This window comes from Bacillus sp. FJAT-29790 (assembly GCF_019039215.1).
Lineage (GTDB): Bacteria > Bacillota > Bacilli > Bacillales > Cytobacillaceae > Cytobacillus.
Genome location: NZ_JAHNZZ010000001.1, coordinates 1,349,394 through 1,364,344, shown reverse-complemented (window position 1 = coordinate 1,364,344; position 14,951 = coordinate 1,349,394). Strand labels below are relative to the sequence as shown.

Here is a 14,951-nt window from a genome sequence, read left to right as displayed (position 1 = left end):
TTTCAATACTATAACTAGAATTTCCCTTAACCCAATTTGAAACTATAGTGCTAAAAAAATATTGAAAGTTGGTGGAGAATTTGGAGCATCAACCAGAAAAACTCAAAGCTGGTCTTAAACAAAGACATTTGACAATGATTTCTTTAAGCGGAGTCATTGGTGCAGGATTGTTCGTGGGAAGCGGGATTATAATTGGCAAAACAGGTCCTGGAGCAATCTTGTCTTACGTATTTGCAGGATTAATTGTTGTTCTGGTTATGCGAATGCTTGGAGAAATGGCAACAGTCAATCCGAATACAGGATCCTTTGCTGTGTATGCAAGAGAAGGAATAGGTGAGTGGGCAGGCTATACAACAGGTTGGTTATATTGGTTTTTCTGGGTTATTATCATAGCACTTGAGGCAGTAGCAGGGGCAGCAATCATCCATGAATGGCTCCCATCAATCCCAGTCTGGGTAATAAGTCTTGCTTTAATTGTTTTGTTAAAGCTTACAAATATTTTTTCCGTTAAATCATTTGGTGAATTTGAATATTGGTTTTCTATTATTAAAATAGTGAGTATTATTCTGTTTTTAGGTCTGGGATTAGCGGTTATTTTTGGACTAGTACCAAGTATCAAGTCACCTGGCACTGCTAATCTTACAAACTTCGGCGGTTTCATACCTAACGGGATAGGATCGGTCGTTGTTGGGATTGCGATTGTTTTTCATGCTTTCGTAGGTGTTGAAATTCCGGCCATTGCTGCTGGTGAAACCTCTGATCCGGTGAATTCTGTAAGAAGGGCATTAAACAGTGTAGTGTGGCGCATCCTGATTTTTTATATTGGTTCAATTGCTATACTAGTGACTCTTTTACCATGGAATTCGGCATCATTACTAAAAAGTCCATTTGTTTCAGTTCTTGAGATGCTTGGAATTCCTTCCGCAGCTCTTTTAATGAATATAGTGGTTCTTACAGCATTGCTGTCCTGCCTAAATTCTGGTCTCTATACTAGTTCTCGAATGCTCTTTTCCCTTGCTCAAAAGGGTGATGCCCCAAGGATATTTTCGAAACTAAGCAAGAATGGGGTTCCTGTTTATGCTGTTGTAGGAAGTACATTATTTGCTTTTATAAGCACCATTTTTAGTTATGTATCTCCGGATAAAATATTTTTCTTTTTAGTAAACTCTTCTGGTGGGGTTGGCATTCTTGTTTACTTAGCAATTGCGATTTCACATCTGCGCCTAAGAAAAAGAATCGAAAAAGATAATCCTGGCGTTTTTAAAATTAAAATGTGGTTTTTCCCGTATTTAACCTATGCTACAATTGTTGCCATGATTTCCGTGCTAATTTTAATGGCATTTATTGAATCACAGCGTCCACAATTTATTTTTACATCGCTGTTTAGCATAATCGTTATTTCTTCTTACTTTGTCAATCGGCGACGAAAAGAGAGTGATAACGAGCAAGAATTAGCTATTAATTCTAGTATTTTAAATCCGGAGAAACAGAAGTTTTAATCTTCAATATTTTCGCTTCATTAATAATGCCCGGTCAGTTGATGGAAAGGAAACGTTTAATAGTTTCCTTTCCATCAACTGCTATTACCAATATGTTGAGGGCTAAATACTTGTTCTTGATAAGCTTTTTGACTTTCTATACTTGTAGAAAGGAAACATAATCAGTGAGAGATGTAACTAAAATTATCCTAGGAAATATTTTAATGACTTTTTCTTATACATATTTAGTTATTCCAAATGAAATAATTAATGGCGGAGTTACTAGTTCAGCATTAATATTGAACGCTTTAACTGGTATTGGAATATCCATTCTCGTTAATGTCTTAACATTACTTTTATTATTATCATGTTTAATTTTTCTTGGAAGGGAATTTTTTCTCAAATCGATTTTAAGCAGTTTTTGTTTTATGTTCTTCTTTCATATTTTTTACTCATTGAATATTAGCATTGATTTAAACATCGTTCTCGGGATAATAATCGCATCAGCATTTATAGCTCTAGGCTATTACTTATGTATATCATCTAATGCATCTACAGTAGGATTTGATGTTATAGCCCTTATTCTAAATCATAGAAATAAAAAAATTGATATAGCTGTTGCGATAAGGTGTATTAATTATATAGTGTTATTATTTGGCTTAACGGTTTATGGTTTGCCTTCAATAATTAAAGGAGTAGCATTTACATTTTTATATTCTTTCATATTGAAAAAAATGTTGAATAGAAATCATAGTGTTGCTAAAGGAAATATCAAGAAGGTTGTGTAAATATAAACAGTTACTATATATCTATTTGTATGGGTGTGCTTACAGGATTAATGGATTTTTCACCCACTCAAAAAGACAACTAAGCACTTCCAATTCATCTAGATTTAATAGATATCCGTTCTACGAATAATAATGGAAAATAGAGGCAATGAATTGTTTCGTAAAAGGGGGGGAAACCAAAAATGGATCCGCTCTTTTTTGGTTTCATCTAACATTAATAGAATCCGCTACGGAAATGATCAGCCCTTAGTTGTGCGTAAAATGACTTACTTCAACAAATTTTCTTTTTGTCAAGTGCCTTATAGGGGATGAGTGTAAAAAGCAAAAACGTAAGGGAATAAATTACAAGATTCCTATTCGTGCCTCATTCTACTTTCTTAGTGAATTCTTTCATTCTTAAACTATTGAGGAAATATAGTTATTCGAATTTACAATAATATATATAGAAAACATAAATATGTTGTATTTTTAGAAAAGATTGAAAATTAAAAATTCGTGTGGTTTAATTCAACTAAGGCTGAATTCAGTGCTGGGCCGTATGATACGATGTCAGGATAACGTTGTTAAATATTAAGTAAAGGGGGAATGCCTTCTATGCAGTTTTTACAAAAAACCGTATAAATTCCTTTTGAAAGTAAGATCACCGCTATGTTCCCACATCAACGCTTCAAAATATTACATCTTACATTTTTAAAAAAGTACCGTCTTTTACATGAAAGAGGAACACTATCAAAGGCACATCCCTTATTCCTTGTTTAAAGAATATACATAGTCATTAACTTATCCGCGTTTTTGTCTATGAAAAACATTAAATTTCACAGGGGGATTGAAATGAAGAAATATAGATTCATCTCTATTTGGATCATTTTGTTATTGGGTTTCGGTTCTTTAGTAGGGTGTACATCAAATGAAACAGTATCCTCCAAAGAAGAAAATAATCAAAATCATACGGTAAAGATCGGCTGGCAACCCAGTGTAGAAGTACCGTTCTATGTTGCTCAAAAAGAAAAATTGTTTGAGAAAAATAGCCTTCAACCTGAATATACAAAATTCACGGCAGGTCCTCCGATGTTCGCCGCTTTTAATAGCGGAAGTATAGATGTAGCTTACATGGGGAACCCGCCGGCGGTTATTGCTATGGCGGAAAATCTTCCGGTTAGCATTATTGGGGTAGAAGTTGAGTCCTCGGGAGGAGAAGCATTAGTCGTTAATGCGAACAGTGGGATTAACAAGCTTGAAGATATTAAAGGCAAAAGGATTTCTGTTTTAAGAGGAAGTTCAGCAGAATATGCCATGATGCATGGACTAAAGCAAGTCGGATTAAAACCGGATGAGTTAACGATCCTCGATCTTGATATAACTACAATCATCCCGGCATTCATGAAAGGGGATGTCGATGGTGTTTGGGTATGGGATCCTTGGGCCAGCAAACTGGTTACAGCAGGTGGGAAAGTGGTCGTCAGGGATAAAGAGATTGGTATTGGAGCCTGTGGGGTCTGGATGGCACACAATGATTGGATTGAGAAAAATCCAGAGGCCGTACAAGCTTTTCTAAAAGGTTTATCGGATGCAAACGAGATTATTCACAATGATAAAGAGAAATCAGTCAAGATATTGCAAGAAGCACTGGCACTAGAGAAACAAGAAGCGGAGTCTGTTATTACCAACTCTGCGTTTCCAACCCTTCAGAAAATGTGGGAGACTGATTATCAATTTTCGATGAATCCGCAAGCGATTAATCAGAATGAAGGCCTAGCAAAAGTTCTGAATAAATTAGCGGAATTTTTAAAAGAGAGAGATAAAATCAGTCAATTACCTAATGTAAACCAGCATATAAACGGCTCGTTTGTTGAAAAGCTACAAAATTAAATAATATCCATAGAGAGGAAGTGAAGTAGAAAGATGAACAGAACGACAGTTCAGTCTAATACTGCAATCCCAATAAAGGTGAAAAGGCAAAAGTGGTCACCAGAACGAATTGTAAGCGTTTGCGCACCTCTAGTTATGCTTCTACTATGGTGGTTGGTTTCTAGTGCGGTTGGAGAGAAATATCTCGTTTCACCATTGGAAATTATCACCACTATGGGAATGTTATTTACTGATGGATATGTAGGGTCGAGCTTAACGGCGCATATTGTATCAAGTTTATTCAGAACGATTGGAGGCTACCTTATAGCTGTAGGACTAGCAATCCCAATTGGTTTATGGATGGGGATGAATAAATATGTTTCTGCGATATTAAGCCCTTTATTTGCAGTTATTCGTCCGATACCGGCGATTGCCTTTTTACCGCTGTTTATTATGTGGTTCGGAATTGGTGAGGTTGCAAGGGTAACACTTATTTTCATGTCAGCCTTTTTGTATATCGTTTTAAATACGTACAGTGGTGTGAAGACGATCCCAAATGGGCTCATCCAGGCGGCTAAGAACCTTGGGGCGAATCGAATTCAATTGTTTAGAAAAGTTATCTTTCCAGCCACACTTCCTTCGATCATGACAGGATTAAAAGCTGGACTGGCTGTCAGCTGGGCTATTGTTGTTGCTGCGGAACTTATGGCTGCACAAGAAGGCTTAGGCTATATGATTATGGATGCTGCTACTTTCTTTAGAATGCCTGTTGTTTATGTTGGCATAGTCCTTATTGGATTAATCGGATTAATCCTCGAAAATATCATTTCTATCATTGAAAAGAAAAGCTGCCATTGGAGCGGGAAATAAGGGGGGAGAATTATGCCATCACAAATAATCATGCAAAATATTGATATGATCTTTTCATCAGATCGTAAACAGACTCACGTTCTGGATAATATCGATTTAACAATAAACAAAGGAGAAATTTATTGTCTATTAGGTCCGAGTGGTTGCGGAAAAAGTACAATTCTTAAATTGCTGGCCGGCTTTGAAAGTCCGACAAGAGGGAAAGTATCAGTAAATCAAGAAATAGTAAAAAGTATAGGCCCAGATAGAGCGGTTGTGTTCCAAACTCCCAATCTATTTCCTTGGTTAACTGTCTATGAAAATGTCGTGTTTGGACTGCGGATGAAGAAAGCTTCATCTGAAGAAATGAAAGAAAAATCATCGAAATTTATCGAAGCTGTTGGATTAAAAGGGTTTGAAAAACATTTTCCCCACGAGCTTTCAGGAGGGATGCAGCAGCGCGTTTCGATTGCAAGAGCACTAGTCAATGATCCAACTGTTCTACTTATGGATGAACCCTTTGCCGCACTAGATGCTCAAACTCGGTCACTGATGCAAGAATTAGTTATGGATGTGTGGGAGCAATTCCATACGACGATCCTCTTTATCACACATGATATCGATGAAGCCATTTTTATCGGCGACCGAATAGGCGTGATGTCACGAAATCCTGGCCTTATAAAACAAGAGTATGCGATCGACATTTCACGACCACGAGCAATTGATGTAATCACAACGCCAGAATTTCTTTATTACAAAGCGGCTATTTTAAAGCAAATTCAGGAGGAAGTAAAGTCATCCCATTAGCCTGCAAGTTTTCAAGTGCACATCTTCATCTCATCTCATCTCGTATCCTTGGTTAAAGTCATGCGGATTTTCTTCCAAAGCACGTATTTTTATCCAGGGATACACCCAATCCATCCTCTATCATTAGGTTGAAAAAACATGCTATTCAATAGAGGATAATCTAGCCAGAGTTAATAATATTCAATTTTTCTAAGTTAGCCGTGTAGTTAATTTCATTTCTACACGGTTCTTTATTATAAGGATGTCTAAATTTGCGGGGAACATCCTGTCCCTGTACGCATTAATAATATATAAATAAAGGAGCCATAAAAATGAATATTGATCTGATCATAAAAAACGGAAATATTGTAACTTTGGATAAAAGTAATACCATTGCAAAATCACTGATTGTATCCAACGGAAATATTGCGAAGCTATTTTTTGAATGTGAGCCTGACACTGAAGGATACATTATTGATTCAAACACACAAGAAATTGATTTAAACGGAGCGACACTTCTTCCTGGATTCATTGATACACATAGCCATTTATTAATGTATGGGGAAATGTTAAATTTTCTCGATTGTCGTTCACCTCTTACTACAAATATTGATGACATTTTACAAAAAGTCCGTGAAAAAGTGGAAAAGACGGCTTCAGGACAGTGGATCATGGGCTGGGGGTATGACGATACATTACTAGAAGAAAAAAGGCATCCAATGAGAGCAGATTTAGATAAAGTTGCGCCAAATAATCCTGTCTTTATTAGACATATCTCCGGACATTTTGCTACCGTAAACTCTAAAGCGTTGGAGATAGCTGGAATTACAGAAGCTACGTTAAACCCTTCCGGCGGCTTTTTTGGGCGGGATGAAGAAGGTAGGCTAGATGGTGTGGTTCATGAAATACCGGCATTGGAAATGATTTTTCCAATTTTACCTGTTCCTAGCAATGAAGAGAGTATCGAGAATATCGCCAAGGGAGCAGAAGTATATTTAGCTCAGGGCATAACAACTTGTACGGATGCTGGGGTTGGTCTCGATAAAGGACCATCTGAACTTGATGCCCATTTATCAGCGGCCAATTCTGGTAGAAATCCGATGAAGATGAGATTGATGATTTTAAATCATCTGTTACGGGAAGACGGCCCGTTTGCTAACTACACAGCAGAGCAGCTAAATGATGAATTGAAGAAAAAATCAAATAATCGTATACAACTTGATAGTGCCAAACTGTTCCAAGATGGCTCTATTCAAGGATTTACAGCGGCGCTAAGAGAACCTTATTACAGCAAAAGCACTGAATATGGTGAACTATTGAACGAACAAGAAGCGTTCAATAAAGAAATATTGGACTTGCATAACAGAGGTTTCCGCATCGCGATACACGGCAATGGGGACCGGGCTATCGAGTCTAATATTACTGGCCTTGGGGAAGCGATAAAAGGTAGTCCAAGAGAAGATCATCGCCACCGTATCGAACATGTGCAGACAGCAAGCTTTAATGACTTGGAAACAATGAAACAGCTCGGTATTGCCGCCTCTTTCTTTATTAATCACGTCTATTTTTGGGGGGACCGGCACCGTGACATTTTCTTAGGGCAAGAGCGCGCTTCACGCATTAACCCATTAGCCGAAGCGGTTGAACTAGATTTATTGTTTACACTGCATTCCGATTGTCCAATAACACCGATCTCACCCCTATTCTCTGTTTGGGCGGCCGTAAATCGAGTAACAAGAAACGGAAATGTGTTAGGAGAAGATCAGAAAATAGATGTGTTAACAGCGTTGAAATCAATGACTATTTATGGGGCTGAACTAAATTTTGAAGAAAAAGAAAAAGGAACGATTGAAGTAGGCAAAAGAGCAGACTTTGCTGTATTGGCCAAGAATCCATTAACTTGTCCAACAGAAGAAATAAAGGACATTCCGGTTCTAGCAACCATAATTGATGGGAAGGTTGTTTGGGAAAATAGAGTGAAAGTACTGTCGTAAGTATAAGTTTGTGCTTCTACTTTAATCTACAAGCATTCTTAAAATGGAGGTATGGAATGAAAACCCAGCAGAAAGGAATAAATATTGAGAGGTTAAAGTCTAGAATAGTTCAAATGGCTTCTATTGGACAAACAGATAATGGTGGAATAACAAGGCTCGCCTTATCAAAAGAAGATAAGGTAGCAAGAGAACTTTTAATACAATGGATGCAAGATATAGGTCTACAAACCCGTTATGACGATATCGGCAATATTTATGGAAGGCTGGAAGGAAGCGACAAAAAGAAGCCTGCTGTTTTAACTGGCTCTCATATCGATACCGTTCCTAAGGGTGGGAAGTTTGATGGTACGTTAGGTCTATTAGCTGCGCTGGAAGTCATTGAATCGATTATTGAACAAAATATAGTACCTACGCACCCTTTAGAAATCGTGGCTTTCACAAATGAAGAAGGCGCCCGTTTTACTCCTCAAATGCTAGGAAGCGGCGTGATTGCAAATGAATTCTCAAAGGAATTTGTTTATGAGCGGAAAGATTTAAATGGCTATCTTTTTAAAAATGAGCTACAGGAAATAGGCTTTTTAGGACTGGAATCCAACAGAGCAAAAAACATAAAAGCATTTCTTGAATTTCACATTGAACAAGGTCCTATTTTAGAAGCCGAAAACATACCTGTTGGAATCGTAGATGGTGTATCAGGCTTTTCCTGGATGGAAGTAATAATTAACGGTCAATCCAACCACTCAGGAACAACCCCTATGCATATGAGAGAAGACTCACTCGTAACAGCAGCTACTATTGTAAAAGAAATTCACGAATATGCAAAAGGCAAAAATGATGGAACGGTACTCACTGTCGGTAGAATCCAAGCGATTCCTGGCATAATAAACGCCGTTCCAGGGCAAACGATATTTTCAATAGATGTCCGCCATGCTGAACTAGAAAAACTAGAAAGCATAATTGATGAAATTAAAACCATCGTCAAAAAACGAGTAGCCGAAGCAAATTTGTCCTATATTATAGAAGATATTTGGTTAAAACATCCTGTAAAGTTCTCCTCAACATTGGTCCATACCCTTGAGAAAATATGTGAAACACATGAAATTCCATACAAACACATAGTAAGCGGCGCTGGTCATGATGCGATGTATATGAACAACATTACAGACACAGCTATGATCTTTGTACCAAGTATCGCCGGGAAAAGTCACTGTAAAGAAGAAGATACATCATGGAAGGACATAGAAAAAGGAGTGACTGTTTTGTATGATGCACTATGTCATTTGTCGGTAAATCCTTGAACGAAACTTTACGTTATTCGAGAGGATAAGTTAAATGGCAGACATCAAAAGTGGGGGGGCTATGCTACTATAATTAGTGGGGAGTGTTGAACCTTAAGGTGGTGCTGAAGCTCGAATTTCATTTTGGTTGTTGACGCAGGCAAGTGAAATTCGAGAAGAAGACTTACCTAGTGAGGAATGGTGAATTCCACGAAAGACATTAAGAGTGCTATGAATTAATATGGCAATGAGAGACAGAAAAGCATGGAGGACAGTGAAATAAAAAATCACTGTCCTCCATGCTTTATGGAACCGTCTATATAATGATGTAAGAGGATAATAGTTCATTATTCCTTCCTACTAGATTTATTTTTATTACACCTTTATAAGCATCCTTAGTTTATAAAATTTAGAAATTTTTAGATTGAGTACTTAATAACCGATAGCACATCCATCTTTTCGAGGGTCTGACCCTCCTTGCAACATATTTGTTTTTGTATCGATACGTATACCTTGATAACCCCCAAAAAAATCTAAGCCAGAGGTGACATGGTGACCTTTTTCCATTAACTCTAACCTTGTTTTACTTGAAATTTTCGACTCTAAAGCTATTCCTTGTTCATGATGACGAAAACGAGGAGCTTCTCCTGCTTCTTGAACATTCATTCCGTATTCCAAGTGATTAAGAAGTACTTGCACCTGACCTTGTGGCTGCATGTCTCCACCCATCACCCCAAAAGAAAAATAAGGCTGTTCATCTTTTAATACAAGTGCAGGAATAATCGTATGAAGGGACCTTTTTCCTGGTTCTAATGTGTTTAAATGATTTTCCTCTAAAGAAAATCCTACAGCCCGATTTTGTAAAAATACACCTGTCTCCCCAGCAACAATCCCAGATCCAAAAGGCGTGAAAAGGCTGTTAATAAACGATATCACGTTTCGATCTTTATCAACTACTGATAAATAAACTGTGTCACCAGCTAATTCAAACCCAGGTCCTGTACTCACAAGTGGATGCAATTTGTCAATTTGCTGACATCGGCTTGAGGCATAATCCTTACAAAGCATTTTCTCAACTGGCACAGGAGCAAAATCAGGATCGGCAATAAAAAAGTCCCGATCAGCATAAGCTAATTTTTTTACCTCTGCAAGAAGGTGAATATATTCAGAAGAATTATGCTTTATATTTTTTAAGTCGAAATTCTCTAACATATTAAGCATTGACAGTGTTACGACCCCTTGTCCATTCGGAGGAAGCTGATATACATCATAGCCTTTATAATTTGTTGAAATTGGCTCTACCCATGTAGATGAGTGTGTAGCTAAATCTTCGTAGCTGAGAAAACCACCTTGCTTTTCAACATATGTTGCGATTTCACGAGCAATTTTACCTTTATAAAAAGCATCTCTTCCACCTTCCGCAATAGCGTTTAACGTATCTGCCAACTGTGGGATTTTAAAGATATCTCCTTCTCTTGGGGCTTTTCCATTTATTAAGTAATACTCGCTTGCTTCTTTATTTTGCTTAAGCAGGGATTCACTTCGCTTCCATTGTGTTGCAATGATCTCAGTTACAGGGAAGCCTTTTTCAGCGTATTCAATTGCTGGTTGTAATACTTCAGCAAATGTCATTGTCCCATGTTTTTCAAGAATTTCCGCCCAACCATCTACAGTACCTGGCGTTGTAAGTGATAATATTCCGGTTAATGGCATTTTTGAATAGCCTTGAGACAAATAATATTCTCTATTCGCTTTAAAAGGAGCCCGACCACTACCATTTAGAGCCTCTACTTTTTTGTTCTTCTGATTATAAACAAGTGCGAACATATCTCCTCCAAGACCTGTTTGCATTGGTTCCACGACAGCTAGTACCGCTGCTGCTGCAATAGCCGCATCAAATGAGTTTCCTCCTCGTTGTAATATTTGAAGTCCAGCCATAGAAGCTAATGGTTGGCTAGAAGCTACCATGCCATTAGGTGCATGAACAACTGAACGAGAAAGTGCTGGATTTCCAGCCGGACGATCTGCCATTTTTCTTCCCCCTTAAATTCATTTATATATTTCAGAATATTCTGCGTTGTATGTATAAAACATATTCTCTCACGATGTATTTAGTAAGTCAATAGTTAATTTTATGTTGATTTAGAAAGTTATTTTCCTAATGATTGCATTTAACGAAAGTATTGAAGGGATTTTGCTTTCCATTTGACAAAAATGATGTTTTTTATCTGAGGAAAGTTTATACATGGTAAAAGGGGGTTGAATCAGAATTTTCAAAAAATTGGGGTGGTGGGTTAACCAGTGGTTAACTAAGGTTTTGCTTTAAATTACATGCCCTCAATGTAACTGTATGAAGTTGAAAAGCAAATTGATTGTTTAATGAAAGGTGAGAGGACTCATAAAATGGGTCCTCTCTTGTTTATGCGTCATCTAAGCTTTTTTTTTTATAAATTCCATTAACTTTCTACTCGTTTGTTTAAGTGCCTCTTCATGGTAAACCATATAGAAATTCCGGTATAAGGAAAGCCCTTCAATTGTTAACTGTTCCAGCGTCTGCAATTTAAGCTCTTTTTTTACAGCTGATTTTGAAATGATGGAAACACCTAATCCAGCCTCTACAATAGATTTAATTGCTTCTGTTTGTTCAAGTTCCATAATTATTTTTAATTTTTCAGGATCTACATGATTTTTTCTCAGTGCATCTTCCATCACCTGTCTTGTTCCGGATCCTTTTTCACGAATGATGAATGGAAGTGTTAATAATTCATCAATAGTTATTTCCGAAGATTGTGTGAATTTTTTTTGTGGTGAGCTAATAATTATTAGTTCATCTTGAGCAAATGGCAGTTGTATAAATGCCGGATATGAGAGCATTGATTCAATAAAGCCTAAATTTATTTCATGATTAAGAAGCTTTTCGATAATCTGTTCAGAGTTGTCTACTTTTAAGGACATATTCACCCTAGGGTAAAGGTGTTTGAACTCGGCCAACATAAAAGGCAGGATGTACTCACCAATTGTCAAACTAGCACCAACTTTTAAATCTCCATGCACAATTCCCTTCAATTCTTGAAGCTCGTTTTCCGTTTCATTCATTAAAGATAATAACTTTTTTACTTTCCCATATAAGATTTCACCAGCAGGGGTTAATGAGATTTTTTTTGTTGTCCGTTCAAACAACTGGCAATCCCATTGTTCTTCCAACTGTTTAATTTGGAGACTAACACTAGATTGTGAAAGATGGAGATCCTTCGCTGTTTGGGAAAAGTTTTTATTATTTGCAGCTACGTAAAATACTTTTAAATAATCGAGATTCATAGATAAACTCCTTGCTTCCATAAGTAATTTATCTACTATTGTAATAGATAATTAAGTAATTTACCTCTAAAAAGTGGATAGCATTGTAAGCTACCCACTTTTTAAAGGAATATCTTTTCCCATAATTGCTAAGAGCATCGATTGATTAATTAAAACCTATATAAAAAACCGATAGATAAATAATAGAAGGGGGGTGAGAGCCAATAAACCTAAAAACCCAACGATTCCCACTCCGATTGGTTTGAATCCTACTTTTACAAAATCCTTCCATTTAATATTTAATCCTAATCCAACCATACCCATTGCAAGTAAATACGTGCTAACAAGCAATAGAAAATTTGTCATCCCATTTGGTATCCAATTTAACGTATTTACGAGACTCATAAGCAAGAAGCCAAAAATAAACCATGGGATAGGGAGGTTTTTCAAACTACTGCTGTTCTGCTGGTTTTTCCGGTTCATAAAATAGCTAATGAGAAGAGCGACTGGAATAAGCAACAACACTCTTCCAAGTTTTACAAGAATGGCAGAATCACTGCTAATTGCTCCGCCGGCATCTGCCCCTGCAATCACATGGGCAAGTTCATGTAAAGTAGCACCTACCATGACCCCGTATTCCTGTTCACTTAAAGGTAAATATGGAAAAAGAAAAATATAAAGTATGGCCCCAATTGTTCCAAGAACGGCAATACAAGAAACGGCTATCGCTGTATGTTCTTGTTTGCTTTTTACGATCGGTGCAACAGCGACGATGGCCGCAGCTCCGCAAATGGCAGTTCCTGCGGCGATTAGCGCAGCGATCCCTTTATCAATTGAGAATAATTTTCCAAGGAGCAAAATGAATCCCATCGTGAAAGCTATAACAATCACATCAATGATTAAGATGGAGAAACCAGCGTCTAAAATATCTTTTAAGTTCAATCTGAATCCTAATAAGATGATCCCAGCACGCAATAGTATCTTGCTGCTAAATTTCACACCGACATCGGCGACTGCAGGTACAGAAAGGGTATTCCCCCAAGCCCCCCCTAATAAAATGGAAAGAATCATTATTCCCATAATGGATAAAAACGGGAGCTTTGTCATTTGACCAGCAATGAGTGCCAATAATAAGGTTAGGCCGATTCCTATTGCGTACCCTTTGTAGTTTAATTTTTTTTTTGGCTGTTTATCTAATGCGTATTGTTGTATTTTCTGTGCCTCCACAACCATTCCTCCTAATTTATATGTAGTTCTACCGTAACATAATTTACTAGTTTCATTTTATTGAATGTGCAATAATATATATTGGATTTATTCATAACTGTGGTAAACTATGGTAGGATATAATGAATTTAATGAAACGTAACCACAAGGGGAGCATAATGCTGAGAGTGAACAGATAATCTGTTCTGACCCTTTGAACCTGTTAGATAATTCTAGCGCAGGAATGTGGCATGAATAGATTATTTTTCTGTATTGCTATTCTCCCCTTGAGGTCGCGTAACACGAACAAAGGGGAGATTTTTTTATGAAAAAATTAAGTTTGCCGGCCATGATTGAAGCTTCGTTTTTCGCAGCATTTGCTTTGATTTTAGATTTGCTGCCATCCATTAAGCTTTCACCGTCGATTTCGATTTCGGTCGCGATGGTGCCGATTTTTATTCTTGCTTTTCGTTGGGGATTTAAGGTAAGCCTTATTTCAGGTTTTCTGTGGGGAATCTTACAAATTGTTACAGGAGATGCCTGGATTGCTACACCTCTTCAAGCTTTTATTGAATACTTCATTGCATTTGCTTGCATTGGTTTCGCGGGCTTATTTTATAACTTAATTCAAAAGCATTTAAGCTTTGGTGATAAAAAGGAAGCCTTAGGGTGGATGGTAGTGGCCGTTTGTGTCGGAAGCATTGCTAGGTATTTCTGGCACTTTCTCGCAGGAGTTTTCTTTTTCGGAAGTTATGCACCAGAAGGGGTTTCTGCTGTCGCTTTTTCTTTTATGGCAAACGGAGCATCGATGCTCGGGGCAGCGATTTTATGTTCCATTGTCGTCGTACTAATACTATCGACGGCACCTCGTTTAATCATTAGAAAAGATCACGATGTACCTGCGATTACTCATAAAAATGTTTCATAATATAGTTGGGGAACTAGCATACAATGAGTATATTTTATTATGTATTGAACCAAACCTAAAAACAGGAATAAAGTTATGTTTATTGTCGCTATTGTTCTTTTTATGGAGAATAATATATTCTAAAGGAATTGTTCATTCTTTATTTAATGAAAATCATTCAATAAAAAAAGAAATCGTAAATTACGATTTCTTTTTTTGCGTTTGTTTTTTAAGTTAATCGATGAAAATACCTTCTTGGATTAAAGAGTTGAGCGTTGAAATGCTTAATCACAGGCAAAGCAAATGCTTAGCCCTATTTTTTAAATAACGGTTCCAATTGGTCTTTAAGCTCTTTTATTAATTCTTTGACAGTTAATTGATTTTCATTTTGCCCTTTGTCTAGGGCGGTTTCTAACACTTTGGCAAATTTATATGAATTTTTTTTTGGTTCCATCTGTAAACTCCTTCAAGTTAGTAAATTTGCATATGGATTTTATCGCAGATTAACGGGCAGTAATACC

Annotated in this window: 12 protein-coding genes and 1 riboswitch; of the genes, 8 read left to right on the top strand and 4 right to left on the bottom strand. The window is 37.1% G+C overall.

All coding sequences use genetic code 11. The features are described from left to right. Positions 1 to 80 precede the first annotated feature (80 nt). The 7 genes from BGM26_RS06335 to BGM26_RS06305 all read left to right on the top strand — a co-directional run bounded on the left by BGM26_RS06335 (position 81) and on the right by BGM26_RS06305 (position 9,041). Positions 81 to 1,499, top strand: coding sequence for an amino acid permease (locus tag BGM26_RS06335; RefSeq protein ID WP_483297773.1), 1,419 nt, complete (start codon positions 81 to 83; stop codon positions 1,497 to 1,499). A gap of 164 nt (positions 1,500 to 1,663) precedes the next feature. After that, positions 1,664 to 2,266, top strand: coding sequence for a YitT family protein (locus BGM26_RS06330; protein WP_367949273.1), 603 nt, complete (start codon positions 1,664 to 1,666; stop codon positions 2,264 to 2,266). A gap of 831 nt (positions 2,267 to 3,097) precedes the next feature. Then, complete coding sequence (locus BGM26_RS06325; RefSeq protein WP_217038855.1) at positions 3,098 to 4,135, top strand: taurine ABC transporter substrate-binding protein; 1,038 nt, start codon at positions 3,098 to 3,100, stop codon at positions 4,133 to 4,135. A 33-nt stretch (positions 4,136 to 4,168) separates the two neighbouring features. Continuing rightward, positions 4,169 to 4,984 (top strand): ABC transporter permease, encoded by an 816-nt coding sequence (locus BGM26_RS06320; protein ID WP_217038853.1) that lies wholly within the window; start codon positions 4,169 to 4,171, stop codon positions 4,982 to 4,984. Positions 4,985 to 4,996: 12 nt separating this feature from the next. Beyond that, complete coding sequence (locus BGM26_RS06315; protein WP_217038851.1) at positions 4,997 to 5,770, top strand: ABC transporter ATP-binding protein; 774 nt, start codon at positions 4,997 to 4,999, stop codon at positions 5,768 to 5,770. Positions 5,771 to 6,081: 311 nt separating this feature from the next. Beyond that, positions 6,082 to 7,743, top strand: coding sequence for an amidohydrolase (locus BGM26_RS06310; RefSeq protein ID WP_217038850.1), 1,662 nt, complete (start codon positions 6,082 to 6,084; stop codon positions 7,741 to 7,743). Positions 7,744 to 7,799: 56 nt separating this feature from the next. Beyond that, the gene (locus BGM26_RS06305) at positions 7,800 to 9,041 is read left to right on the top strand and encodes a Zn-dependent hydrolase (RefSeq protein ID WP_217038849.1); all 1,242 of its coding nucleotides are present in this window, start codon (positions 7,800 to 7,802) and stop codon (positions 9,039 to 9,041) included. 411 nt (positions 9,042 to 9,452) lie between these two features. Here the strand turns inward: BGM26_RS06305 and ggt are convergent, their stop codons facing one another. The 3 genes from ggt to BGM26_RS06290 form a co-directional block, all read right to left on the bottom strand. Next, complete coding sequence (gene ggt, locus BGM26_RS06300) at positions 9,453 to 11,051, bottom strand: gamma-glutamyltransferase (RefSeq protein ID WP_217038848.1); 1,599 nt, start codon at positions 11,049 to 11,051, stop codon at positions 9,453 to 9,455. Between the two features lie 399 nt (positions 11,052 to 11,450). Further along, positions 11,451 to 12,338 carry a selenium metabolism-associated LysR family transcriptional regulator gene (locus tag BGM26_RS06295; RefSeq protein WP_217038847.1) on the bottom strand — a complete coding sequence of 296 codons (888 nt, stop codon included), beginning with the start codon at positions 12,336 to 12,338 and terminating at the stop codon, positions 11,451 to 11,453. Positions 12,339 to 12,494: 156 nt separating this feature from the next. After that, positions 12,495 to 13,544, bottom strand: a complete 1,050-nt coding sequence (locus BGM26_RS06290) for a YeiH family protein (RefSeq protein ID WP_367949272.1) — start codon at positions 13,542 to 13,544, stop codon at positions 12,495 to 12,497. Positions 13,545 to 13,681: 137 nt separating this feature from the next. After that, a riboswitch (TPP riboswitch) is annotated at positions 13,682 to 13,785 on the top strand. Between the two features lie 63 nt (positions 13,786 to 13,848). Between BGM26_RS06290 and thiT the strand changes: the two genes are divergently transcribed. Beyond that, the gene (thiT, locus tag BGM26_RS06285; protein ID WP_217038845.1) at positions 13,849 to 14,451 is read left to right on the top strand and encodes an energy-coupled thiamine transporter ThiT; all 603 of its coding nucleotides are present in this window, start codon (positions 13,849 to 13,851) and stop codon (positions 14,449 to 14,451) included. Positions 14,452 to 14,743: 292 nt separating this feature from the next. On the opposite strand, the gene BGM26_RS06280 is transcribed toward thiT, so the two are convergent. Further along, positions 14,744 to 14,884 (bottom strand): YwzD family small protein, encoded by a 141-nt coding sequence (locus BGM26_RS06280; RefSeq protein WP_217038844.1) that lies wholly within the window; start codon positions 14,882 to 14,884, stop codon positions 14,744 to 14,746. Between the last annotated feature and the right edge of the window lie 67 nt (positions 14,885 to 14,951).

Bases quoted from the DNA above. Each gene is read 5' to 3' on its own strand.
- thiT (WP_217038845.1), top strand. From the start codon at position 13,849: ATGAAAAAATTAAGTTTGCCGGCCATGATTGAAGCTTCGTTTTTCGCA.
- BGM26_RS06320 (WP_217038853.1), top strand. From the start codon at position 4,169: ATGAACAGAACGACAGTTCAGTCTAATACTGCAATCCCAATAAAGGTG.
- BGM26_RS06305 (WP_217038849.1), top strand. From the start codon at position 7,800: ATGAAAACCCAGCAGAAAGGAATAAATATTGAGAGGTTAAAGTCTAGA.
- BGM26_RS06295 (WP_217038847.1), bottom strand. From the start codon at position 12,338: ATGAATCTCGATTATTTAAAAGTATTTTACGTAGCTGCAAATAATAAA.
- ggt (WP_217038848.1), bottom strand. From the start codon at position 11,051: ATGGCAGATCGTCCGGCTGGAAATCCAGCACTTTCTCGTTCAGTTGTT.
- BGM26_RS06310 (WP_217038850.1), top strand. From the start codon at position 6,082: ATGAATATTGATCTGATCATAAAAAACGGAAATATTGTAACTTTGGAT.
- BGM26_RS06315 (WP_217038851.1), top strand. From the start codon at position 4,997: ATGCCATCACAAATAATCATGCAAAATATTGATATGATCTTTTCATCA.
- BGM26_RS06280 (WP_217038844.1), bottom strand. From the start codon at position 14,884: ATGGAACCAAAAAAAAATTCATATAAATTTGCCAAAGTGTTAGAAACC.
- BGM26_RS06325 (WP_217038855.1), top strand. From the start codon at position 3,098: ATGAAGAAATATAGATTCATCTCTATTTGGATCATTTTGTTATTGGGT.